Annotated in this window: 16 protein-coding genes; 9 read left to right on the top strand and 7 right to left on the bottom strand. The window is 44.0% G+C overall.

Going from position 1 to position 18,122, the window contains the following annotated elements; all coding sequences use genetic code 11:
• Positions 1 to 55: 55 nt before the first annotated feature.
• Both smrB and ABYB02_RS07225 read left to right on the top strand, forming a co-directional pair.
• Positions 56 to 613, top strand: a complete 558-nt coding sequence (gene smrB / locus ABYB02_RS07230; protein WP_372761796.1) for an endonuclease SmrB — start codon at positions 56 to 58, stop codon at positions 611 to 613.
• 21 nt (positions 614 to 634) lie between these two features.
• A complete protein-coding gene (locus ABYB02_RS07225; RefSeq protein ID WP_372761795.1) occupies positions 635 to 1,558 on the top strand; it encodes an AEC family transporter in 924 nt (307 codons plus the stop codon).
• Positions 1,559 to 1,589: 31 nt separating this feature from the next.
• Here ABYB02_RS07225 and ABYB02_RS07220 read toward each other — a convergent pair whose 3' ends face one another.
• Positions 1,590 to 2,492 (bottom strand): LysR substrate-binding domain-containing protein, encoded by a 903-nt coding sequence (locus ABYB02_RS07220; protein WP_372761794.1) that lies wholly within the window; start codon positions 2,490 to 2,492, stop codon positions 1,590 to 1,592.
• A gap of 84 nt (positions 2,493 to 2,576) precedes the next feature.
• Here ABYB02_RS07220 and ABYB02_RS07215 point away from each other — a divergent pair, with 84 nt between their 5' ends.
• The 4 genes from ABYB02_RS07215 to ABYB02_RS07200 are packed head-to-tail and all read left to right on the top strand — an operon-like array spanning position 2,577 to position 7,224.
• A complete protein-coding gene (locus ABYB02_RS07215; protein WP_372761793.1) occupies positions 2,577 to 4,304 on the top strand; it encodes an L-lactate permease in 1,728 nt (575 codons plus the stop codon).
• 12 nt (positions 4,305 to 4,316) lie between these two features.
• The gene (locus ABYB02_RS07210) at positions 4,317 to 5,093 is read left to right on the top strand and encodes a (Fe-S)-binding protein (protein WP_372761792.1); all 777 of its coding nucleotides are present in this window, start codon (positions 4,317 to 4,319) and stop codon (positions 5,091 to 5,093) included.
• Positions 5,090 to 6,580 (top strand): LutB/LldF family L-lactate oxidation iron-sulfur protein, encoded by a 1,491-nt coding sequence (locus ABYB02_RS07205; RefSeq protein WP_372761791.1) that lies wholly within the window; start codon positions 5,090 to 5,092, stop codon positions 6,578 to 6,580. The genes ABYB02_RS07210 and ABYB02_RS07205 overlap by 4 nt, the downstream gene beginning before the upstream one ends.
• Positions 6,577 to 7,224 (top strand): lactate utilization protein C, encoded by a 648-nt coding sequence (locus ABYB02_RS07200; RefSeq protein WP_372761790.1) that lies wholly within the window; start codon positions 6,577 to 6,579, stop codon positions 7,222 to 7,224. The genes ABYB02_RS07205 and ABYB02_RS07200 overlap by 4 nt, the downstream gene beginning before the upstream one ends.
• Positions 7,225 to 7,254: 30 nt before the next feature.
• Here the strand turns inward: ABYB02_RS07200 and ABYB02_RS07195 are convergent, their stop codons facing one another.
• Together ABYB02_RS07195 and sixA are read right to left on the bottom strand one after the other, a co-directional pair.
• A complete protein-coding gene (locus ABYB02_RS07195) occupies positions 7,255 to 7,605 on the bottom strand; it encodes a RidA family protein (RefSeq protein ID WP_372761789.1) in 351 nt (116 codons plus the stop codon).
• A gap of 27 nt (positions 7,606 to 7,632) precedes the next feature.
• Positions 7,633 to 8,103: a phosphohistidine phosphatase SixA gene (sixA, locus tag ABYB02_RS07190; protein ID WP_372761788.1), complete on the bottom strand. Its 471-nt coding sequence runs from the start codon at positions 8,101 to 8,103 to the stop codon at positions 7,633 to 7,635.
• A 191-nt stretch (positions 8,104 to 8,294) separates the two neighbouring features.
• On the opposite strand from sixA, the gene ABYB02_RS07185 reads away from it, so the two are divergent.
• A complete protein-coding gene (locus tag ABYB02_RS07185) occupies positions 8,295 to 11,018 on the top strand; it encodes an insulinase family protein (protein ID WP_372761787.1) in 2,724 nt (907 codons plus the stop codon).
• A 60-nt stretch (positions 11,019 to 11,078) separates the two neighbouring features.
• Complete coding sequence (locus tag ABYB02_RS07180) at positions 11,079 to 13,328, top strand: EAL domain-containing protein (RefSeq protein WP_372761786.1); 2,250 nt, start codon at positions 11,079 to 11,081, stop codon at positions 13,326 to 13,328.
• Here the strand turns inward: ABYB02_RS07180 and ABYB02_RS07175 are convergent.
• Positions 13,325 to 13,519 carry a hypothetical protein gene (locus ABYB02_RS07175; RefSeq protein WP_372761785.1) on the bottom strand — a complete coding sequence of 65 codons (195 nt, stop codon included), beginning with the start codon at positions 13,517 to 13,519 and terminating at the stop codon, positions 13,325 to 13,327. The two genes, ABYB02_RS07180 and ABYB02_RS07175, sit on opposite strands and share 4 nt — an antisense overlap.
• Positions 13,520 to 13,652: 133 nt before the next feature.
• Positions 13,653 to 14,225, bottom strand: coding sequence for an elongation factor P-like protein YeiP (gene yeiP, locus ABYB02_RS07170; RefSeq protein ID WP_372761784.1), 573 nt, complete (start codon positions 14,223 to 14,225; stop codon positions 13,653 to 13,655).
• A 194-nt stretch (positions 14,226 to 14,419) separates the two neighbouring features.
• Here yeiP and ABYB02_RS07165 point away from each other — a divergent pair, with 194 nt between their 5' ends.
• Positions 14,420 to 14,806, top strand: a complete 387-nt coding sequence (locus tag ABYB02_RS07165) for an MmcQ/YjbR family DNA-binding protein (protein WP_372761783.1) — start codon at positions 14,420 to 14,422, stop codon at positions 14,804 to 14,806.
• 188 nt (positions 14,807 to 14,994) lie between these two features.
• Here the strand turns inward: ABYB02_RS07165 and fadJ are convergent, their stop codons facing one another.
• On the bottom strand, positions 14,995 to 17,190 hold the full coding sequence (gene fadJ, locus ABYB02_RS07160; protein WP_372761782.1) for a fatty acid oxidation complex subunit alpha FadJ: 2,196 nt from the start codon (positions 17,188 to 17,190) through the stop codon (positions 14,995 to 14,997).
• Positions 17,190 to 18,122, bottom strand: a 933-nt coding sequence (fadI, locus tag ABYB02_RS07155; RefSeq protein ID WP_372761781.1) for an acetyl-CoA C-acyltransferase FadI, incomplete at its 5' end; no start/stop codon positions are given. The genes fadI and fadJ, both read right to left, overlap by 1 nt.

Below are 18,122 nucleotides of genomic sequence, written 5' to 3'. Positions count from 1 at the left end.
TTTTCAACGTCGCTTTTATCTCGATTTTTAGCGTTTTTTTGTTTAGACTGCCGTAATGAAAAAATACTCCGATTCAAACAGCCCTCTTGCTCCTGATGACATTGACTTGTTTCGTCAAAGTATCAGTGGTGCGCGCGTGTTTAAACAAGACACTCACCGCTTTGCTAATAAGCCTAAAATGTCACAAGCTAAGCTATTTGCCCAGCAAAAAAAGCAACATCAGTCAGAATTCTTTTTTTCCGATGAATATGTACCTGATATTGATACGCATGGCACAGTGAATTATGTACAACAGGGCCAAGACCGTTATTTAGCTAAACAGCTACGTCGCGGCGACTTTATCCCCGATTTAACCCTCGACTTACATGGTTTAAATAAAGAAGTGGCCAAAGATGAGCTCGCCGGATTAATTCACGAATGTAAAAAGCAACATTACTATTGCGCGTGTGTGGTGCACGGTATTGGCGGTGGTATTTTAAAACATAAAGTACCGCAGTATTTAGTGCAGCACCCCGACGTGATTGCAATGCATCAAGCCCCGCTTGAGTATGGCGGTAAAGGCGCGGTGCTAATTTTAATTAATTTACCGCAAAGTGATGAATTTAGGCGCTAAATACTATTAAAGGCTCTGTTTTTGGCTATTTTTTCAATTATCTTCCCGCTGGTTTTTTTGGTTACGGCTGGCTTTATTAGCACCAAAAGTCAATTTTTAACCCAGCAGCATATTGCGGGTATAAGTAAGTTCACCTTCTTTATTAGTATTCCCGCCTTTTTATTATTAAATATGGCGCAAGCCAATTTGCACAGTAGCGTGAGCCTAGAGGGTTTTTTAACGTTTTATATCGCGGTGGTAACTATTTTTTTGCTTGGCGCGTTAATCGACCGCATGTTAATTACGCAGCGCAGCGAATTTCAACGCCACAGTGTATTCGCCTTAGGCAGTAGTTATTCAAATACCGTACTGGTAGGGTTACCAATTATTATTGCCGCCATTGGTGATGATATGATAGGTATTGTCTTTATGATCATCACCTTTCATAGTGCACTGCTGTTTTCGCTGACCTTTTTGCTCAGTGCGCGAGGCGATAAGCGTGCCTTTTCGTGGCAGCAATTTGCCAAAAATATGCTATTAAACCCAGTCGTACTCAGCATTAGTGTCGGCTTGTTAGTGAACGCCAGTGGTGTAACCTTGCCCAACGACATAGTAAACGGCCTGGAATTACTTGCGCAACCCGCCATTGGTTGTGCCTTGTTTGTATTAGGGGCTAATTTGGCCTTTTATAAAATGAGCCAAAACTGGCAAGCGGCCGCCATTGCCACGCTACTTAAGTTGCTATTACTGCCTTGTTTGGTGTTACTGCTAGGGCGTTTTATCTTTGAGCTTGAATCACGGCTGCTGAATGTACTGATCTTATTAAGTGCCTCGCCCTTAGGCGTGAATGCCTATCTCATTGCCGAGCAAATAAAGCAGCATCAAGCCACCTTAGCCAGCGCCGTGGTGATGTCGACGGTATTAAGTGCAGTTAGTTTTAGCTTTTGGTTGAGTATTTTACTGTAATACCTTGTCTAACCGTGGTCGCTTTCGCCGCTTAAAAGTAATCACTAAGCTCGTTGTAGGCATTTGTTATATGCTCTATTAAGAGTTTAATTTTTTCTGGTTGATGACGGGTATACGGATACACCGCATACACCCCTAACTCTCGGGGTTTATATTCAGCTAAAATTGCCACCAATTCGCCGCTAATTAAGTGCTCATACACACAACACCGTGGCACATACACAATACCAAAACCCGATAGCGCATTTTGCCTCAGTGCTTGGGCGGTATTGGCCGAAAAATTACCTTTTATGGTCACGCTTACCTCTTCACCTTGGTGAGTAAAACGCCATTCGTGAGCGCCTTTATTTTGATAGGTATAGGCTAAGCAGTTATGGCGACTCAGTTCGTCTAAATTGCGGGGTTCACCAAACTTTTGGATATAACTGGGCGCACAGCACACCACCCAGCGTGAGTTTATAATCGGTTTTGCAATTAAGCTCGAGTCTGCTAATACCCCGGTTCGAATGGCTAAATCAATGCGTTTATCAACCAAATCAATAAAGTCATTTTCAAGTCGCATATCCACATTCACATGTGGGTACTTTTCACAAAATTTGCCAACCACTTGCGAAAGCAGTAGCTCGCCAGAAATAGTCGGCACGGTCATTTTAATCGAACCGCTAATTGCTCCGCGGTATGCACTGACACTGTTTAATGCGTCACTGAGTTGTGATTCTATCGATTTTGCATGTTGATAAAGCGAACTGCCCGCTTCGGTTAAGCTTAACCTACGAGTTGTTCGGTATAACAACTGTACCCCGAGATCTTTTTCTAACTTACTAATTTTTTTAGAAAGCGCGGGGGTCGATATCCCCGCAAGCTCGGCGGCTTTATTAAATGATTGGGCATCAACCACCAGTGAAAATAATGTCAGCTCATGCGCGTTAGCCATTAATTACGCCTTTTTTGGAAACAATTTATTAATTTACAGACTATATATAAACAATAAATTAACTACTAGAGTAATGGCATAAAAATGATTATAAAAATTAAGCGTGGTTACTTTATGTCGATTTACCTGCAAGCTCTGCTTGCCTTTACTCCTATCTTACTGGCTGCATTATTGCTGATCCCTTTGCAGTGGCCTGCAAAGCGAGCCATGCCTGTGGTGTTAATAGTTACTATGGCTATCGCCTATTTTGCTTGGGAAATGTCATTTAACCGTATTTTAGCCAGTAGCCTGCAAGGCATGCTGGTGACCATCTCAGTGTTGTGGATTATTTTTGGCGCCATTATGTTGCTCAATACCTTACAGTATTCTGGTGCCATCGCCACTATTCGCAGTGGCTTTGCTGACATAAGCCCCGATAGACGCGTGCAGGTTATTATTATTGCTTGGTTATTTGGCTCATTTATTGAGGGCGCAACAGGTTTTGGCACACCCGCTGCCATCGCAGCGCCACTGTTGGTGGCAATGGGCTTTCCTGCCTTAGCGGCCATTATGATAGGTATGATGATCCAATCGACCCCTGTCTCGTTTGGTGCTGTGGGTACGCCGATTATTATTGGCGTTAATAATGGCTTAGATAAAGCATTACTCAGTGAACAATTGCTGGCAAATAACAGTAACTGGGAGCAATTTTTAGCGCTGATCACCTCTGAAGTTGCCATTGGCCATGCCATTACCGGCACCTTAATGCCGTTATTAATGATTTGTATGATGACGCGCTTTTTTGGCAAAAATAACAGTTGGCGTGAGGGGCTAAAAGTGGCGCCTTTTGCTCTTTTTGCGGGGCTTGCGTTTACCCTTCCTTATGCATTAACGGGGATCTTTATCGGCCCTGAATTCCCATCTTTAATTGGTGCTCTGGTGGGGTTAGCTATCGTGGTGCCGTGCGCTAAAGCGAAGTTTTTAATTCCTACTGAGTCATGGGACTTTGCCCCACGCGAGCAATGGCCTGCAACGTGGCTGGGTAATATTGCGTTTAGTGCGCCCGTAAAAGGCAAAGCCCCCATGTCCTTATTTAGAGCATGGTTGCCGTATTTGTTGGTCGCTTTATTGTTGGTAGCGAGTCGTTTATCGAATGACTTCAAAGCGTTGCTTAATCAATTCTCATTGCAATTTAACGACATTTTAAATGAGCCAGGCATTAGCGGCAGTATTGCGCCCCTGTATTTACCCGGCGGTATTTTATTGTGTGTCTCATTGCTGACGCTGTTTATTCATAACATGAAAGTGGCAGAGATCACCGATGCCGCGAAGGATGCCTCAAAAGTGCTGCTCAGTGCAGGGTTTGTATTAATTTTTACCATTCCTATGGTACGCATTTTAATAAACTCTGGGGTGAACGACGCCGGCTTAGCCGCCATGCCGGTAGCAATGGCTAATTTAATAGCCCTAACTTTTGGTGACATTTACCCCCTTTTCGCCCCTATGGTCGGCGCTTTAGGCGCATTTATCGCTGGCTCAAATACGGTTAGCAATATGATGCTCAGTCAGTTTCAATTTGAAGTAGCCCATGCATTGTCTATTTCCGGTGCCTTAATGGTTGCTCTACAAGCCATCGGGGCTGCCGCCGGTAATATGATAGCCATTCATAATGTAGTCGCTGCTTCAGCAACCGTGGGCTTGCTCAATCAAGAAGGGGCGACTATAAAGCGCACAATCATACCCACACTCTACTACGTCATCACTGCGGGAATAATCGGTTTAATCGCCAGTTACGTCTTTAATATTACCGACCCATTAAGCCACTTAGGATAACAAGGATTAGCAATGAGCCAGTTAAATACACAGCACTTAAGACATTACCCCGCAAACCCAACGCAGGTTTACTTATTCGGCACGTGCCTCAGCGATACGCTGTTTCCTGACTCGGGTATGGATGCCATTGAGTTTTTAGAGCGCCAAGGCATTGAGGTTATTTTTCCACAGGGACAAAGCTGCTGTGGTCAACCCGCATACAACTCGGGTTATACCGAACAAGCCCAAGCGGTGGCGCGTGAGCAAATAAAACATTTTTCATTAGATATTCCCATTGTGGTTATTTCCGGCTCCTGTGGCGGCATGATGCGCCACCACTACCAAGAGCTACTCAAAGATGAGCCAAATATTAATGCGTTTTGTGAGCGTATTTTTGAATTCACCGAGTTTTTAGTGCACGCATTAAATATAAAGCTCAGCGATAACGGCGCCAAAGAGCGGGTGGCACTGCATACCTCGTGCGCTGCACGACGTGAAATGGGGGTGCATATTACCGGCAAAAAATTATTAACTCAGCTCGATAATGTCGAGTTAATAACTCACAACTACGAAAGTGAGTGCTGCGGCTTTGGCGGCACGTTTGCAGTAAAACATGGCGATATTTCAAATGCCATGGTGGCTGATAAAAGCGCCAATTTACTGGCCGCTGATGTGGTTCGTTATGTCAGTGCTGACTGGGGCTGTATGATGAATATTAATGGTGCGCTTGCCCATCAAAAGGCACCCTTGCAAGGAGAGCATATTGCCAGCTACCTGTTAAGCCGCACTAGTGCAGAAGGTGATGTATGAGTGTGAAACATCATGATCCACGTAAAAAAACGCAAGACGAAAGTAAATATGCGGCCTCGGCGCGCGCCTTTAAAGAAAACGTTAAACGCGACTTAGCAAACGATGAGCTGCGCAGTAATTTTCGTGGCGCCATGGATTACCTAGTCGAAAAACGCAAACTCGCGTTTAGCGATCCTGATGAGCTAGAAACGCTTCGAGAACAATGCAAACTGATAAAACAACGCAGTTTAGTTAAGCTACCTATTTTGTTAGAGCAGTTAGAACAACAACTTACACAAAACGGTATTAAAGTGCATTGGGCCGAAACCACCAGCCAAGCCAATGAAATTATTAGCACGATTATTGCCGATAAAAATGGCAAAACGGTGGTTAAAGGTAAGTCGATGGTGTCTGAAGAAACCGCGCTTAACGATCACCTCGAAGCGCATAATATTGAGTGTTTAGAGTCGGATATGGGTGAGTACATAGTGCAACTTGCCAAGCAGCATCCATCACATATTATCATGCCAGCGATTCACCAAAATAAGCAGCAAGTTGCCGATTTATTTAAACAAAATATTGCAGGCTTTGAGCACACCACCGACGTGGATGCACTTATTCTGCAAGGTAGAAAAGTACTGCGCGATAAGTTTTGCCATGCCGATGTCGGTATCACTGGGGTCAACTTTGCTGTTGCCGAAACAGGCACGCTTTGCTTAGTCGAAAACGAGGGCAATGGCCGCATGTGTACCACAGTGCCTAATTTACATATTGCCATTACCGGTATAGAAAAAGTGGTCGAAAAGCTTGTCGATATTCCACCATTACTGAGCTTATTAACCCGTAGTGCAACCGGCCAAGCGATCTCAACCTACTTTAATATGATCAGTCACCCGCGCCAGCCCGGTGAAAAAGATGGCCCCGAAGAAGTGCATTTAGTGTTACTCGATAATGGCCGGAGTCAAATGTATAGCGATGAAGAGCTGCGCCAAACGTTACAGTGCATTCGTTGTGGTGCCTGTATGAACCATTGCCCGGTGTACACCCGCATAGGTGGCCATGCCTACGGAACCGTGTACCCAGGGCCGATTGGTAAAATCGTCTCCCCCCATATACTCGGCCTTGCAGCAGCCACACATCACCCCAATGCTTCCACATTATGTGGCGCATGTGGCGATGTATGCCCAGTTAAAATCCCGATCCCTAAATTATTACTGCGCTTGCGCCAAGAAAGCGTTAAACCCGCTTCACAGCAACCACATATAATGCGGGGCCAAGGCAGTGGTCGTAAATGGAATGAAGCGCTGATATGGAGTGTCTGGTCAACGATTCATCGCTCTGCGTGGCTGTATCAATCGAGCATGTGGCTAGCAACCCGGTTACGGTTTTTATTACCCGCTAAACTGGGGCCCTGGACCAAAGCAAGAGTGGCGCCAAAACTAGCGCCAAAAACATTACACCAACGAGTGAAAGAACGTGAAGCGGCTAAAGCAAGGAGCCATAAATGAGTAATGCACGCAGTCGTATTTTAGATAAGCTGAAACAACAGATCCAACAGGTAGACTACAATAAACTGCCGCAAGAGCATGCTGTCAGCTATGAAGAGTTAACGCCGCAACAATCCCTTGCGCAGTTTACTACGCAGTTGAAAGGTAACCATGCGCAAGTGATACAGGTGACCCGCGAAACGTTAGCAGAGCATCTTTATTGTGAGTTAAAAAAACGCAATATTAATCATTTATTGTATGGTGAGCAGTGCCAGTATACGAAAGATATTGAGCAGCTTAACAGCGCGATCACGCTGGAAAAATATGACTTTGATTTTAATCAACATAAAGAGAGGTTGTTTGATCAGGTTGCGGCGGGGATCACCAGCTCTCGCTGCGCCATTGCGCAAACGGGCACAATTGTATTGTGGCCCACCATTGCTGAGCCGCGTACTTTATCGTTAGTGCCACCGGTGCACTTTGTTATCGTTGATAGCCAAACACTCTATGCTACTTTTAGTGAGTTACTTGAAAAGCAGCAGTGGCACAATAAGCTTCCCACCAATGTAGTGCTTATTTCTGGGCCATCTAAAACGGCCGACATCCAGCAAACACTCGCTTATGGGGCGCACGGACCAAAAGAGTTAATTGTATTTATCGTCTAAGCGTGGCGAACTTAACACTCTGGCTGCTAATTACTTAACGGCAGCCACAATCGATACTTCAACCAGCAAGGCTTCGCGGGCCATTTTAGCTTCCACACAGGCACGTGCGGGAGCATGGCCTTCGGGTACCCACGCATCCCACACTGCGTTCATATCAGCAAAGTAATCCATACTTTTTATGTAGATAGTCGCACTTAGCAGATGCTTTTTTGAGCTGCCAGCTTCTTCAAGTAAAACCGCCACTTTATCGAGCATGGTTTGCGTTTGCTGTTTAATATCTTGTTCGGCATCGGCGCACACTTGCCCACACAGATAAACGGTGCCGTTATGTTTTACAATGCGGCTCATACGCGCATTGGTTTGCAGGCGTTCAATTGTCATTCTTTATCCTATTTTAGTTATGGAATATCAAACAGTGCCAGGCGCATTTATATTTTTATATTCACTGCGCTGGGTATGCTCGTCATACTGGATCACCGCCACCCCGCCGGTATTAAAAATCGGCATATTGCCTGGGCATAACTGATCCACCAAATAGCTCACTATGGGCATATGAGCCACCACTAGCCAAGTGTCGCACTCTGGGTGCATGGCTATTAACGTTTCGATATAATCTGCCGCTATTTGCGGTTTCCCTTCTGGAATAATGTCTTTACTGGTTTCGTTAAATTTAAATTTATTATTTTTAGCAACACCGTGCGCCGTTTGCTGTGCGCGAACGTAAGGACTAACTAACAATGCATCGGGTGCATAATGTTTGGCAAGCCAAAGCCCCATTTTTTCAGCCTCGGCATGCCCTATTGGCGTTAGCTTTCTCGCGGCATCATCGACCTGCATTGGCGTTGCTTCGCCGTGGCGCATTATTAAGATTGTTTTCATAATAAATCAACCAATTAAAGAGTATAAAACAGTAGCCAATTTGCCCGTTCTTCCGCTATATTAATAACGTAAAACTATTTATTTTCTCAAATAGTCCTATCGTGATATTCAGGTAACCTTATCGCTGTAATTTCTGTCCTGAAGCTATCATCTGTTGTTAACAAGTAAACGTTTAGTTTCAGGAGCATCATTTGAATATCAGTCGCAATGATAACAGAGCCTACCGCGCTATAACACTGGACAATGGTCTAAAAGTACTCTTAGTGCAAGATAAAGAGTCAACTAAAGCCGCCGCATCGATGGCGGTTAACGCGGGACACTTTGATGATCCCGTTGACAGGCAAGGCTTAGCACACTTTTTAGAGCATATGTTATTTTTAGGCACTGATCTTTATCCAGACTCTGGCAGCTTTAATAACTTTGTCTCACAAGCCGGCGGCAGCAGCAATGCATGGACCGGAACTGAGCATACTTGCTACTTTTTTGATATTAACAATCAAGAGTTTGCAGCGGCTTTACAGCAATTTAGTCGCTTTTTTATTGCGCCGCTGTTAAACCCCGCAGAAACAGAAAAAGAGCGTAATGCCATTGACGCTGAGTTTAAGCTAAAAATAAAAGACGATGGTCGGCGTATTTATCAGGTACATAAAGAAACCGTGAATCCCGCGCACCCGTTTGCGAAATTTTCGGTGGGCAATTTACAAACCTTAGCCGATAGAGAGCGCTGTATTAGCGATGAGCTAAGCGATTTTTTTCAGCAGTATTATCAAGCACAATGGATGACTTTAGTGCTGTGTGCCAATGAATCCCTCGATACCCAACAGCACTGGGTCACACAGTATTTCAGCGCTATCAAGGGTAATAAAAACCAAGCTAAAGCAGCAATTAGCGCCGCCCTATATCGTCCGCAAGACCTAGGTAAAGTGCTACACATTGAGCCACACAAACATATGCAAAAGCTGATTGTGAGCTTTGCAATGCCCAACATTGACGATTTTTATCGCCATAAAACCGTCAGCTTTATTGCCCATTTATTGGGTTATGAAGGCGCCGGATCGCTGTATTCTATTTTGAAGCAGCAAGGCTGGATCAACGCGCTATCGGCAGGGGGTGGCATTAATGGCAGTAACTTCAAAGACTTTAATATTAGTATGGCGCTCACCGATGAGGGCATTGAGTACTATGAAGACATCATTGAGATGATCTTCGAATATATCTGTTTAATAAATAATAATATTGAGCAGTTACCGCGCCTCTATGAAGACAAAAAGAAGCTACTGCAAATTGCCTTTGATAATCAAGAGAAGTCTCGCTTAGTAGACTGGGTGAGTAATTTAAGCATCAACATGCAGCATTATGATGAAGCTAACTATTTGCAAGGCGACTATTTAATGGAAGGCTTTAAACGCGCCACCCATGAACTGGCAATGCAATGGTTAACACCACAAAATATGCGCTTAGTGCTAATTCACCCCGGGGTTGAACCGCAACATAAAGCAGCGTGGTACAACACGCCCTATAAAGTGGAGCACCTTTCTCCTTGCTGGATTGACGCATTAAGTGCGATAAACACCCCGCTGGTCGAAATGCAGCTACCCGCCATCAACCCTTATTTAACAAAAGAGGTGGTGTTGTTTGCCATCGACACTCCTCAAAGCAAGCCCACACTGTTAGTAACCGAGCCTGGGTTTGATTTTTGGTTTAAGCAAGACAACACGTTTCGAGTGGTTAAAGGGCATTTTTATTTAGCGATGGACTCGGATTACGCCGTTAAAGATGTAAAACACATGGCACTCACACGGCTATTTTCTGATTTATTTATGGACAGCGTGGGGGAGCAATTTTACCCCGCTGAGCTTGCTGGGTTAAGTTATCACTTAACCTCACACCAAGGGGGGTTAACCCTGCACACAGCAGGATTATCGTCGAGCCAGCTTGAGTTAGTGGATCAACTTATTGATGCGCTGTTTAACGTTAAAATTTGCTCAAAACGCTTTGCCGAATATAAAAAGCAACTGGTAAGGCATTGGCGCAATAGTAATCAAAACAAACCTGTAAGCGAGCTTTTTAGTGTGTTAGCGGCTAAATTAATGCCCTGGAATCCGCAGCCCGATGAACTGGCTAATGCATTAAAGAGCACCAGCTTTCAGCAGTTTAATGAATTTAGAACAGGGTTTTTTAACGCACTGCACGTAGAGTCTTTTTTACACGGTAATTGGCAACAGGATGATGCCTACGAGTTTCAGAAAAAAGTCGCTAAGCACTTAAAAAGCGCCGCGGTGATCGATGATTTAACACGCCCATTATTTGAAATTGCACAGGTTACTCGCCAGCAACTAGCGCTGCCTTGTAGCGATAACGCCATGGTGATTTATTATCAAGCGCAAAGCGACTGTGTGACCGAAAAAGTGACTATGATGGCGTTAAACCACTTAATTAACCAAGATTACTTTAACGAATTGCGCACCACCCAACAGTTAGGTTACTTAGTGGGTGCCGGTTACGCACCATTTAATACTCGTGCCGGAATGGCTTTTTATATCCAGTCGCCCACGTTTGCAGCAACGACCCTATTGCACCGCCATAATCATTTTATTAGCCAGTATTTAACTAATATAGATGAATTAACTGAGCAAGACTGGCTGCAACAAAAACACGGTTTAACCACCCACATAGCAGAAAAAGACAAAAACCTGCGGCTACGCTCGCAGCGCTTATGGTTGGCAATTGGCAATCGCGATCATGAGTTTAGTATGCAGCAGCGCTTGCTTGATGCATTAAACGCGTTAACTTTGGCCGATATAAAAAGCTATGCGCTGCGTCTGTTTGATGAAAGCCGGCCACGTTATGAGCTGTTAAGCGCATCAAATCGTAATAAACAGCAAAATCAGCCTCTTTCCCACCATTCTCTTTGACACAGCGAGGGGCTTGATTTAGATTAGCAATTGACAATAAATGTTAGATAAACAATAAAAATGATAATAATAAAATTAACCCTATTGTTCATGCTATTTATTGCCTCATACAATCTATACGCTTTAGAGGCATCTTTTAATTTAGATTTGAATACAGTGGCAATAACCATCAGTGCCATACTGCTGACGATACTGTGCTTTTTGCTTGGCGTGATCTTCAAGTTAAGGCGCTCACAATATCAGCTTATGCTCTCAGAAAAACGTTTAAAAAGCACCGTCGAAGGCAGCGGCGATACGCTATGGGATTGGGACATAAAAACCGGTAAAGTTATTCGCATTAACGATAACTACCCAACCGATAGCACTGAGTTGATGGGATTTCCACCAAACAAAAACCGTATTCACCCTAAAGACTTGCCTCACGTTGAGTACTTACTAAAAAAACACTTTGCAAAACAAACGCCATTTTTTGAAGCAAGCTATCGTGTCAAAGATAATTTTGGTCGATGGCAATGGATACTCGACCGTGGCAAAATCATCGAAAAAGACGCCAACCTTAACCCGCTGCGCATGACCGGCACCATCCGCGATATCTCTCAATTAAAACAGACCGAGGAACGGTTAAACCTGTTTGCAAAATGTGTTGAATCATTAACCGATGCACTCGCAATCTTTGATAAAAACTTTAAGTTAGTCGATATTAACCCCAGTTTTTTAACCTTGTTTGGCGGGGTTCGAGAGCAATACCTAAAAAAAGATTTTAACTTACCAGGTTACGATAAAAGCTACATTGAAGCTATCAAAAACAAAGTACAACTACATGAGCACTTACAACAAGAAGTTAAGTTGCGTAACAGTGAACATGAATTATTGCCGATAGAAATATCGATTGATGAAATTAAAAATAATCAACAGCAAGTCACCAACTATGTGGTGGTGTATTCTGATTTAACCGAGCGTAAAAAGGCACAATCGCAACTGCATAATTTATCAAATAGAGATCGCACCACCAACTTACCTAATCGTAATTTATTTTTTACCGACTTACACAAACTGGTTAAATTAAATGCCCACCATGCATTACTGGTATTTGATTTAGATAACTTTAAGAAAATTAATGACTCCTTGGGCCACCAACTCGGTGACAGCCTATTGGCAAAACTTGCCATGCGCTTAAACAAACTCACCCGCGAAAACGATGTGTTTTATCGTTTAGGGGGCGATGAGTTTGCGCTGGTGATGGCCGACACCAACGATATTTATACCATTACCCGCACCGCTAAGCAGTTTTTAGCCGCCATTGCGACACCGTTTAAAATGGCCGGCCATGAGCTAGCTATTAGCTCCAGTGTCGGCATCGTATTATTTCCTGAAGACGGCAATACCCCTGAGCTGTTATTAAAAAATGCCGATACCGCGATGTATCACGCGAAAAAGAAAGGCAATAGTTACCTGTTTTTTAACGACACCATGAACCGCCAAGCGGTTAAACGCTTGCAAATAGAAAACTTGATGCGCTTTGGTTTAAAAGAAGACCATTTTGAAGTGTATTACCAGCCAAAAATGAATATTCGCACTGGTAAACTGGCTGGTATGGAAGCCTTAGTGCGCTTTATTACGCCGAAAAAAGGCATTATCAGCCCTGGGGTGTTTATTCCTATTGCCGAAGAAACCGGGCAAATCATAGAGATTGGTGAAGTGGTGCTAGATAAAGCCTGTAGAGATGTAAAACAATGGCTGGATGACGGGCTATTTACCGGCAGGGTTGCGGTGAACTTATCGGCTAAACAATTTAGTTTGCCCAACTTAACCACGCGCATTGATATTATTTTGCAAAAAAACCAATTGCCCTCTTACTTTTTAGAACTAGAAATAACCGAAGGCACGGTAATGGACGATCCTAAAGAAGCCATTGCCGTAATGCGTGCGTTAAGTGCCCGCGGCATTCATTTAGCGATGGATGATTTTGGTACCGGTTACTCGTCGCTCGCCTATTTAAAGCAGTTCCCGTTAAATACACTAAAAGTAGATAAAGCGTTTATTGATGATATGCAAAGCGAGCGTGGCCGCAATATGGTCGACTCAATTGTGACCATAGCCCAGAACCTCGACCTACATGTGGTTGCAGAAGGTGTTGAACAGGCATCGCAAATAGAAATACTAAAACAACTCAACTGTGAAACTGTGCAGGGCTACTATTACTCTAAACCGTTATCGAAAGAAGAATTTACCGTATTTTTACAGCAACAACAGCAGCAATCGACCCTTAGCTTAGTGAACAGTAAACACACCACAGCGCTAAAAAATTAAGCGCGCCAAACACAACTCGAGAAACCAATGTTGCGCAGCAACGCACGGCGGTAATGCACAGTAAATAAACACCAGGCAACCGGGCCCAGTACACCGCCTAACAACAACCAGCGTTTCACTGGCATGCCTTTTTTAATCGCTTCTAAATACATAATGGCGATAAATAAACAGCTTATTAATACAAAAACCAACACAGCACCTGAAGGTCACAACAATGAAGGCGCGTATTTTAGCTAAAAAGTGAGCAACTTTAAAGTGAGCGGCGTTTTTATAAGCATAAAAAAAGCCGAAAATATCGGCTTTTTACACTAAATGGCTACCTGCTTACTTATCTGCACGGCCCATAAACTTATGCTCTGCGGTGTTAATGCGAATGCGATCGCCAGTAGAAATATGCTCTGGCACCGAAATATTCAGCCCAGTAGATAGTCGTGCTGGCTTTGAGCGCGCACTGGCTGAGGCACCTTTAATTGAAGGATCGGTTTCTTCTACCACCAGCTCTACACTTGACGGTAAATCGATACCCACCGGCGCGCCATCGATTACAATCACATGTACGCCTTGCGTTTCTTCGTTAATAAACAGCACTTCTTCGCTAATCGCCCCTTTATTAAGGTTGTATGGCGTATAGTCTTCCGTGTCCATAAACACATACTCGTCACCATCAATGTATGAAAGCATGGCTTCACGACGGGTTAAATCTGCAAGCGTTAGCATATCGCTGTCTTTAAATGTTTCATCCACTTTACTGCCTGTCACTACATCGTATAAACGCATACGATATAAGCTGCCACCAGCTCGGCCTTGTGGAACAGAGCGCACAATATCTTTTACAACTAAAACGCGACCATTGAAATCAATGGCGGTTCCTTTTTTAACTTCACTCGCCTTTGGCATGTGTCTTTTTCCTATTGTTTTTAAACCATGAGAAACATACCACGAACTAGATTTTGTTCAACTAGAATGTGCTGCAATACACGGTTATGCCTTGTATTGGCTTATAAAATTAGAGTTTGTGCTAAAATAGCTGTCATCAAACATAAAAAAACTGCTATGGTAGTTTTATCGTATATGACTTCAAGGAATGGATCATGAACCAAGCAACTGTACATGAATATTTAATTAATAAGCCGTTAGTTAAACTAACCCACCCTTTTGCCAAAGAGGTGGATGTTTACAAAGTGAATCACAAAATGTTTGCCACCCTTGCACTGAGCAGCGAAGGTCAAACAGCTGAGCAAGGGGAACCTGTTTGGTGGCTAAACTTAAAGTGTGATCCCGATGAAGCCGTGATGCTAAGAGATAAATATAACGCGGTAATGCCTGGCTACCATATGAATAAACGGCTGTGGAACACCGTGGTGTTAGACGGCAGCATTGAACAACATGAAATTATGCGCATGATTGATAATTCATTTAATTTAGTGGTAGATAACATGCCTGAAAAAGATAAAAAACTCATCGCAGCTCACCTATAACAACACTGCTAGCAATATTTTTCATACGCTTGAACGGCCATCGCTCAAGCGTGGTTATTACCCACCATGCAAATCTCCTCATGTTTTACTCAAGCCATATAGCTATCAGCTATGCTAGGGATAAAGCGATAAAAAAACCGCATTAAAATGCGGTTTTTTTAGCTATATACTAGTTAACTACTGTTAGTTTACTCTTTAACATTAGCGGCTGCATCATCGCTGGCCGGCTCCGCGGGTTCTGATGCCACTGCTTCTGACTCTGCGGCTGTCTTTGGCTGAGTGTCATAAAACTTAGCGCCCGACCCTGCCATTGCCACTAGCGTGTCACATGGAGCAAAGATGGCATTGCTATTGGCTAACGTCGACATATCTGAGCTCACTTTACTCGCGCCGAGTTTGTCCATATAGCTAAATGGTCCGCCTAAAAATGGAGGGAAACCAATGCCAAAAATAGCACCAATGTCACCATCACGTGGGCTGGCAATAATACCTTCATCTAAACAACGCGCGGCTTCATTAAGCATCTGTGCAACACAGCGCTTGGCAATTTCGCTTTTGTTTAAACGTGGCGCTGGGGTTACGTTAAGTAGCTGATAGACAGACTCGTCGACCTTTTTGCCTTTTTTATCGTATTCATAAAACCCACGACCCGATTTACGGCCAAGGCGTTTAGACTCAATCATACGAGAAAACGCATCGGGTGCCTTAAAACGCTCACCGAGTTCTTTTTCTAAAATCGGCGCAATTTTAGAGCCTATATCAATCCCTACTTCGTCAAGTAACGCCAATGGCCCAACCGGAAAACCAAACTCCACTAACGCGGCGTCTATTTTTTCAATTGGCTCACCCGCTAACATTAAGTTAGCCGCTTCATTTAAGTATGGCGCTAAAATACGGTTTACGTAAAAGCCCGCGGTATCTTTAACCACAATCGGGGTTTTGCCTTGCTTACGGGCAAAGTTTACCACGCGCTCAATCGTCTCTTTTGCGGTGCCTGCATGGGGAATAATTTCTACCAATGGCATTTTTTCTACTGGCGAGAAATAATGTAAACCGATAACGTTTTCAGGGCGCTGCGCTTGTGCCGCAATTTGCGAAATAGGCAATGACGAGGTGTTACTGGCAAAAATAGTACTTTGCTGACATTCACGCTCTATATCGGCAACCATGCCTTGTTTTAGCTCAAGATCTTCAAATACCGCTTCAATCACTAAATCGATATGTTTAAAGCCACTGTAATCTGTGGTGCCGGTAATACGGTTCATGGTCAGCTGCAGTGCTGCTTTTGACATAATCCGGCGCTTTAACCGTTTACTTAAAATTTTATAGCTGTAGTTCATGGCATTGCTAATACCTTGCTCTGCAACATCTTTGATCCGCACTGGGAGTTTAGCTTTAACAGCTGTTACGTGGGCAATGCCTGCGCCCATTAGCCCGCCACCGAGCACGGCGGCTTTATTGATTGCGGGCGCATCGTCGTTGCGCCAGTCTTTTTTCATTTCTGTGGTGGCAAAAAATACACTACGCAGCGCCTTAGACTCATCGCTCATAACCAAAGTAGCAAAGCTTTCTGCTTCGGTTTTATAAGCCTTTAATTTATCAAGCTCGACGCTAGCACGCACCGCTTTAATAATCGCCAGCGGCGCTGGGTAATGTCCACCCGTTTGCTTGATCACGTTTTCTTTGGCTTTTTTAAAGATAAAGTTACGGCCAAACGGGTTTGATTCTAATAACTTACTCACGGTATCAAGCTTGGGCTCTGCTGGCTGAGGTTTCCCTTTCGCAGCAAACTGTTTGGCTACTTTTAGTAGCACACTCTGCGGTACACAATCATCTAATACACCGGCTTTTTTAGCTTGCTTAGCACGAATTTGCTTGCCGGTAAGCATCCACTCTAAGCCTTTTTGAATACCTATCATTTTGGTTAAACGCTGCGTACCGCCGCCACCAGGTAGTAAACCTAATTGCACTTCTGGCAAACCAATTTTAGTTAGGTCGCTGTCGCTAGCAACACGGTAATCACAGGCTAACGCAAACTCCAACCCGCCACCGAGCGCCGCGCCATGTATGGCACTCACTGTTGTGTATGGCAAGTTTTGCAGATCAAAAAATGCATGATGGCATAATTCACTAATGGCTAACGCATCTTCACGCTGTTGCACACTATCGAGCATTTTTACATCGGCGCCGGCAATAAAGTTATCACTTTTGCCACTAATAAATACCATGCCTTTAACTGCTTGTTGCTTGGCTTCTTCTAGCAAGGCTTTTAAGTCGTCGGCAAAGCTGCTGCGCAGGGTGTTCATTTTTTCACCCTTTACATCTATGGTTACTACGGCGATATTATGTTCATCAACCGCTAAATTAAATACTGAATCTGACATTACGCACTCTCCAATACAAAGGCCGCACCTAAACCACCAGCAGCACATGCTGTGGTTAACGCTAAACCACCACCACGGCGCTTCAGCTCATATAAGCTTTGCGTAATCAAACGCGCACCGGTTGCAGCAAATGGGTGGCCATACGCCAATGAGCCACCTAAAACGTTAAATTTATCCATGTTAATTTCGCCAATCGCTTTGCTACGCCCTAACTGCTCTTGGGCGAACTTATCTGAAGCAAACATTTTCATATTAGCCAAAGTTTGCGATGCAAACGCTTCGTGCATTTCTATTAAGTCTAAATCAGCAAGGGTGATCCCTGCTCTATCAAGTGCAATAGGGGTCGCATGCGCCGGCCCCATTAACATGTCTTTTTCCACACCGATGGCGGAAAATGCAAAGCTACGTACGTAACCTAAAATTTCATAGCCTAGTGCTTTGGCTTTACTTTCGCTCATCATTAACACTGCGGCCGCACCGTCGGTTAAAGGCGTGGCGTTAGCCGCAGTGACAGAGCCATGCTGACGGTCAAACACAGGTTTAAGCTTAGCGTAGCCTTCAACAGTTGAATTTTTACGAATATTATTATCTTCAGTAATAAAACTTTTATAAGGCGGTAAATGCGCCGTCATCACTTCATCTTTAAGCTTACCATCGGCCCATGCTTGGGTCGCTAGTGAGTGCGAGCGATGTGCTAAGGCATCTTGATCTTCACGGCTAATATTATGCGTTTTAGCCATTTGCTCAGCGGTTTGTCCCATAGACAGGCCGGTTGAGTATTCTGCAACGGAAGGTGGCACCGGTAATAAGTCTTTTAAACGCAATTTAGAAAAGATTTTTAATCGCTGACCCAGAGTACGTGCTTTATTTAAATCAACTAAACTGCCGGCCAATTTTTTGCTTACGCCAATCGGTAATACAGATGACGAGTC

Source organism: Pseudoalteromonas sp. (assembly GCF_041613455.1).
Classification (GTDB): domain Bacteria; phylum Pseudomonadota; class Gammaproteobacteria; order Enterobacterales; family Alteromonadaceae; genus Pseudoalteromonas.
The sequence above is the reverse complement of the archived record's forward strand: the minus strand, read 5'-3'. Positions and strand labels throughout refer to the sequence as shown.

Coding starts and splice junctions, on each gene's coding strand:
- ABYB02_RS07165 (WP_372761783.1), top strand. CDS start 14,420: ATGAACCAAGCAACTGTACATGAATATTTAATTAATAAGCCGTTAGTT.
- yeiP (WP_372761784.1), bottom strand. CDS start 14,225: ATGCCAAAGGCGAGTGAAGTTAAAAAAGGAACCGCCATTGATTTCAAT.
- ABYB02_RS07220 (WP_372761794.1), bottom strand. CDS start 2,492: ATGGCTAACGCGCATGAGCTGACATTATTTTCACTGGTGGTTGATGCC.
- sixA (WP_372761788.1), bottom strand. CDS start 8,103: ATGAAAACAATCTTAATAATGCGCCACGGCGAAGCAACGCCAATGCAG.
- ABYB02_RS07210 (WP_372761792.1), top strand. CDS start 4,317: ATGAGCCAGTTAAATACACAGCACTTAAGACATTACCCCGCAAACCCA.
- ABYB02_RS07215 (WP_372761793.1), top strand. CDS start 2,577: ATGATTATAAAAATTAAGCGTGGTTACTTTATGTCGATTTACCTGCAA.
- fadJ (WP_372761782.1), bottom strand. CDS start 17,190: ATGTCAGATTCAGTATTTAATTTAGCGGTTGATGAACATAATATCGCC.
- ABYB02_RS07195 (WP_372761789.1), bottom strand. CDS start 7,605: ATGACAATTGAACGCCTGCAAACCAATGCGCGTATGAGCCGCATTGTA.
- ABYB02_RS07205 (WP_372761791.1), top strand. CDS start 5,090: ATGAGTGTGAAACATCATGATCCACGTAAAAAAACGCAAGACGAAAGT.
- ABYB02_RS07200 (WP_372761790.1), top strand. CDS start 6,577: ATGAGTAATGCACGCAGTCGTATTTTAGATAAGCTGAAACAACAGATC.
- smrB (WP_372761796.1), top strand. CDS start 56: ATGAAAAAATACTCCGATTCAAACAGCCCTCTTGCTCCTGATGACATT.
- ABYB02_RS07180 (WP_372761786.1), top strand. CDS start 11,079: ATGATAATAATAAAATTAACCCTATTGTTCATGCTATTTATTGCCTCA.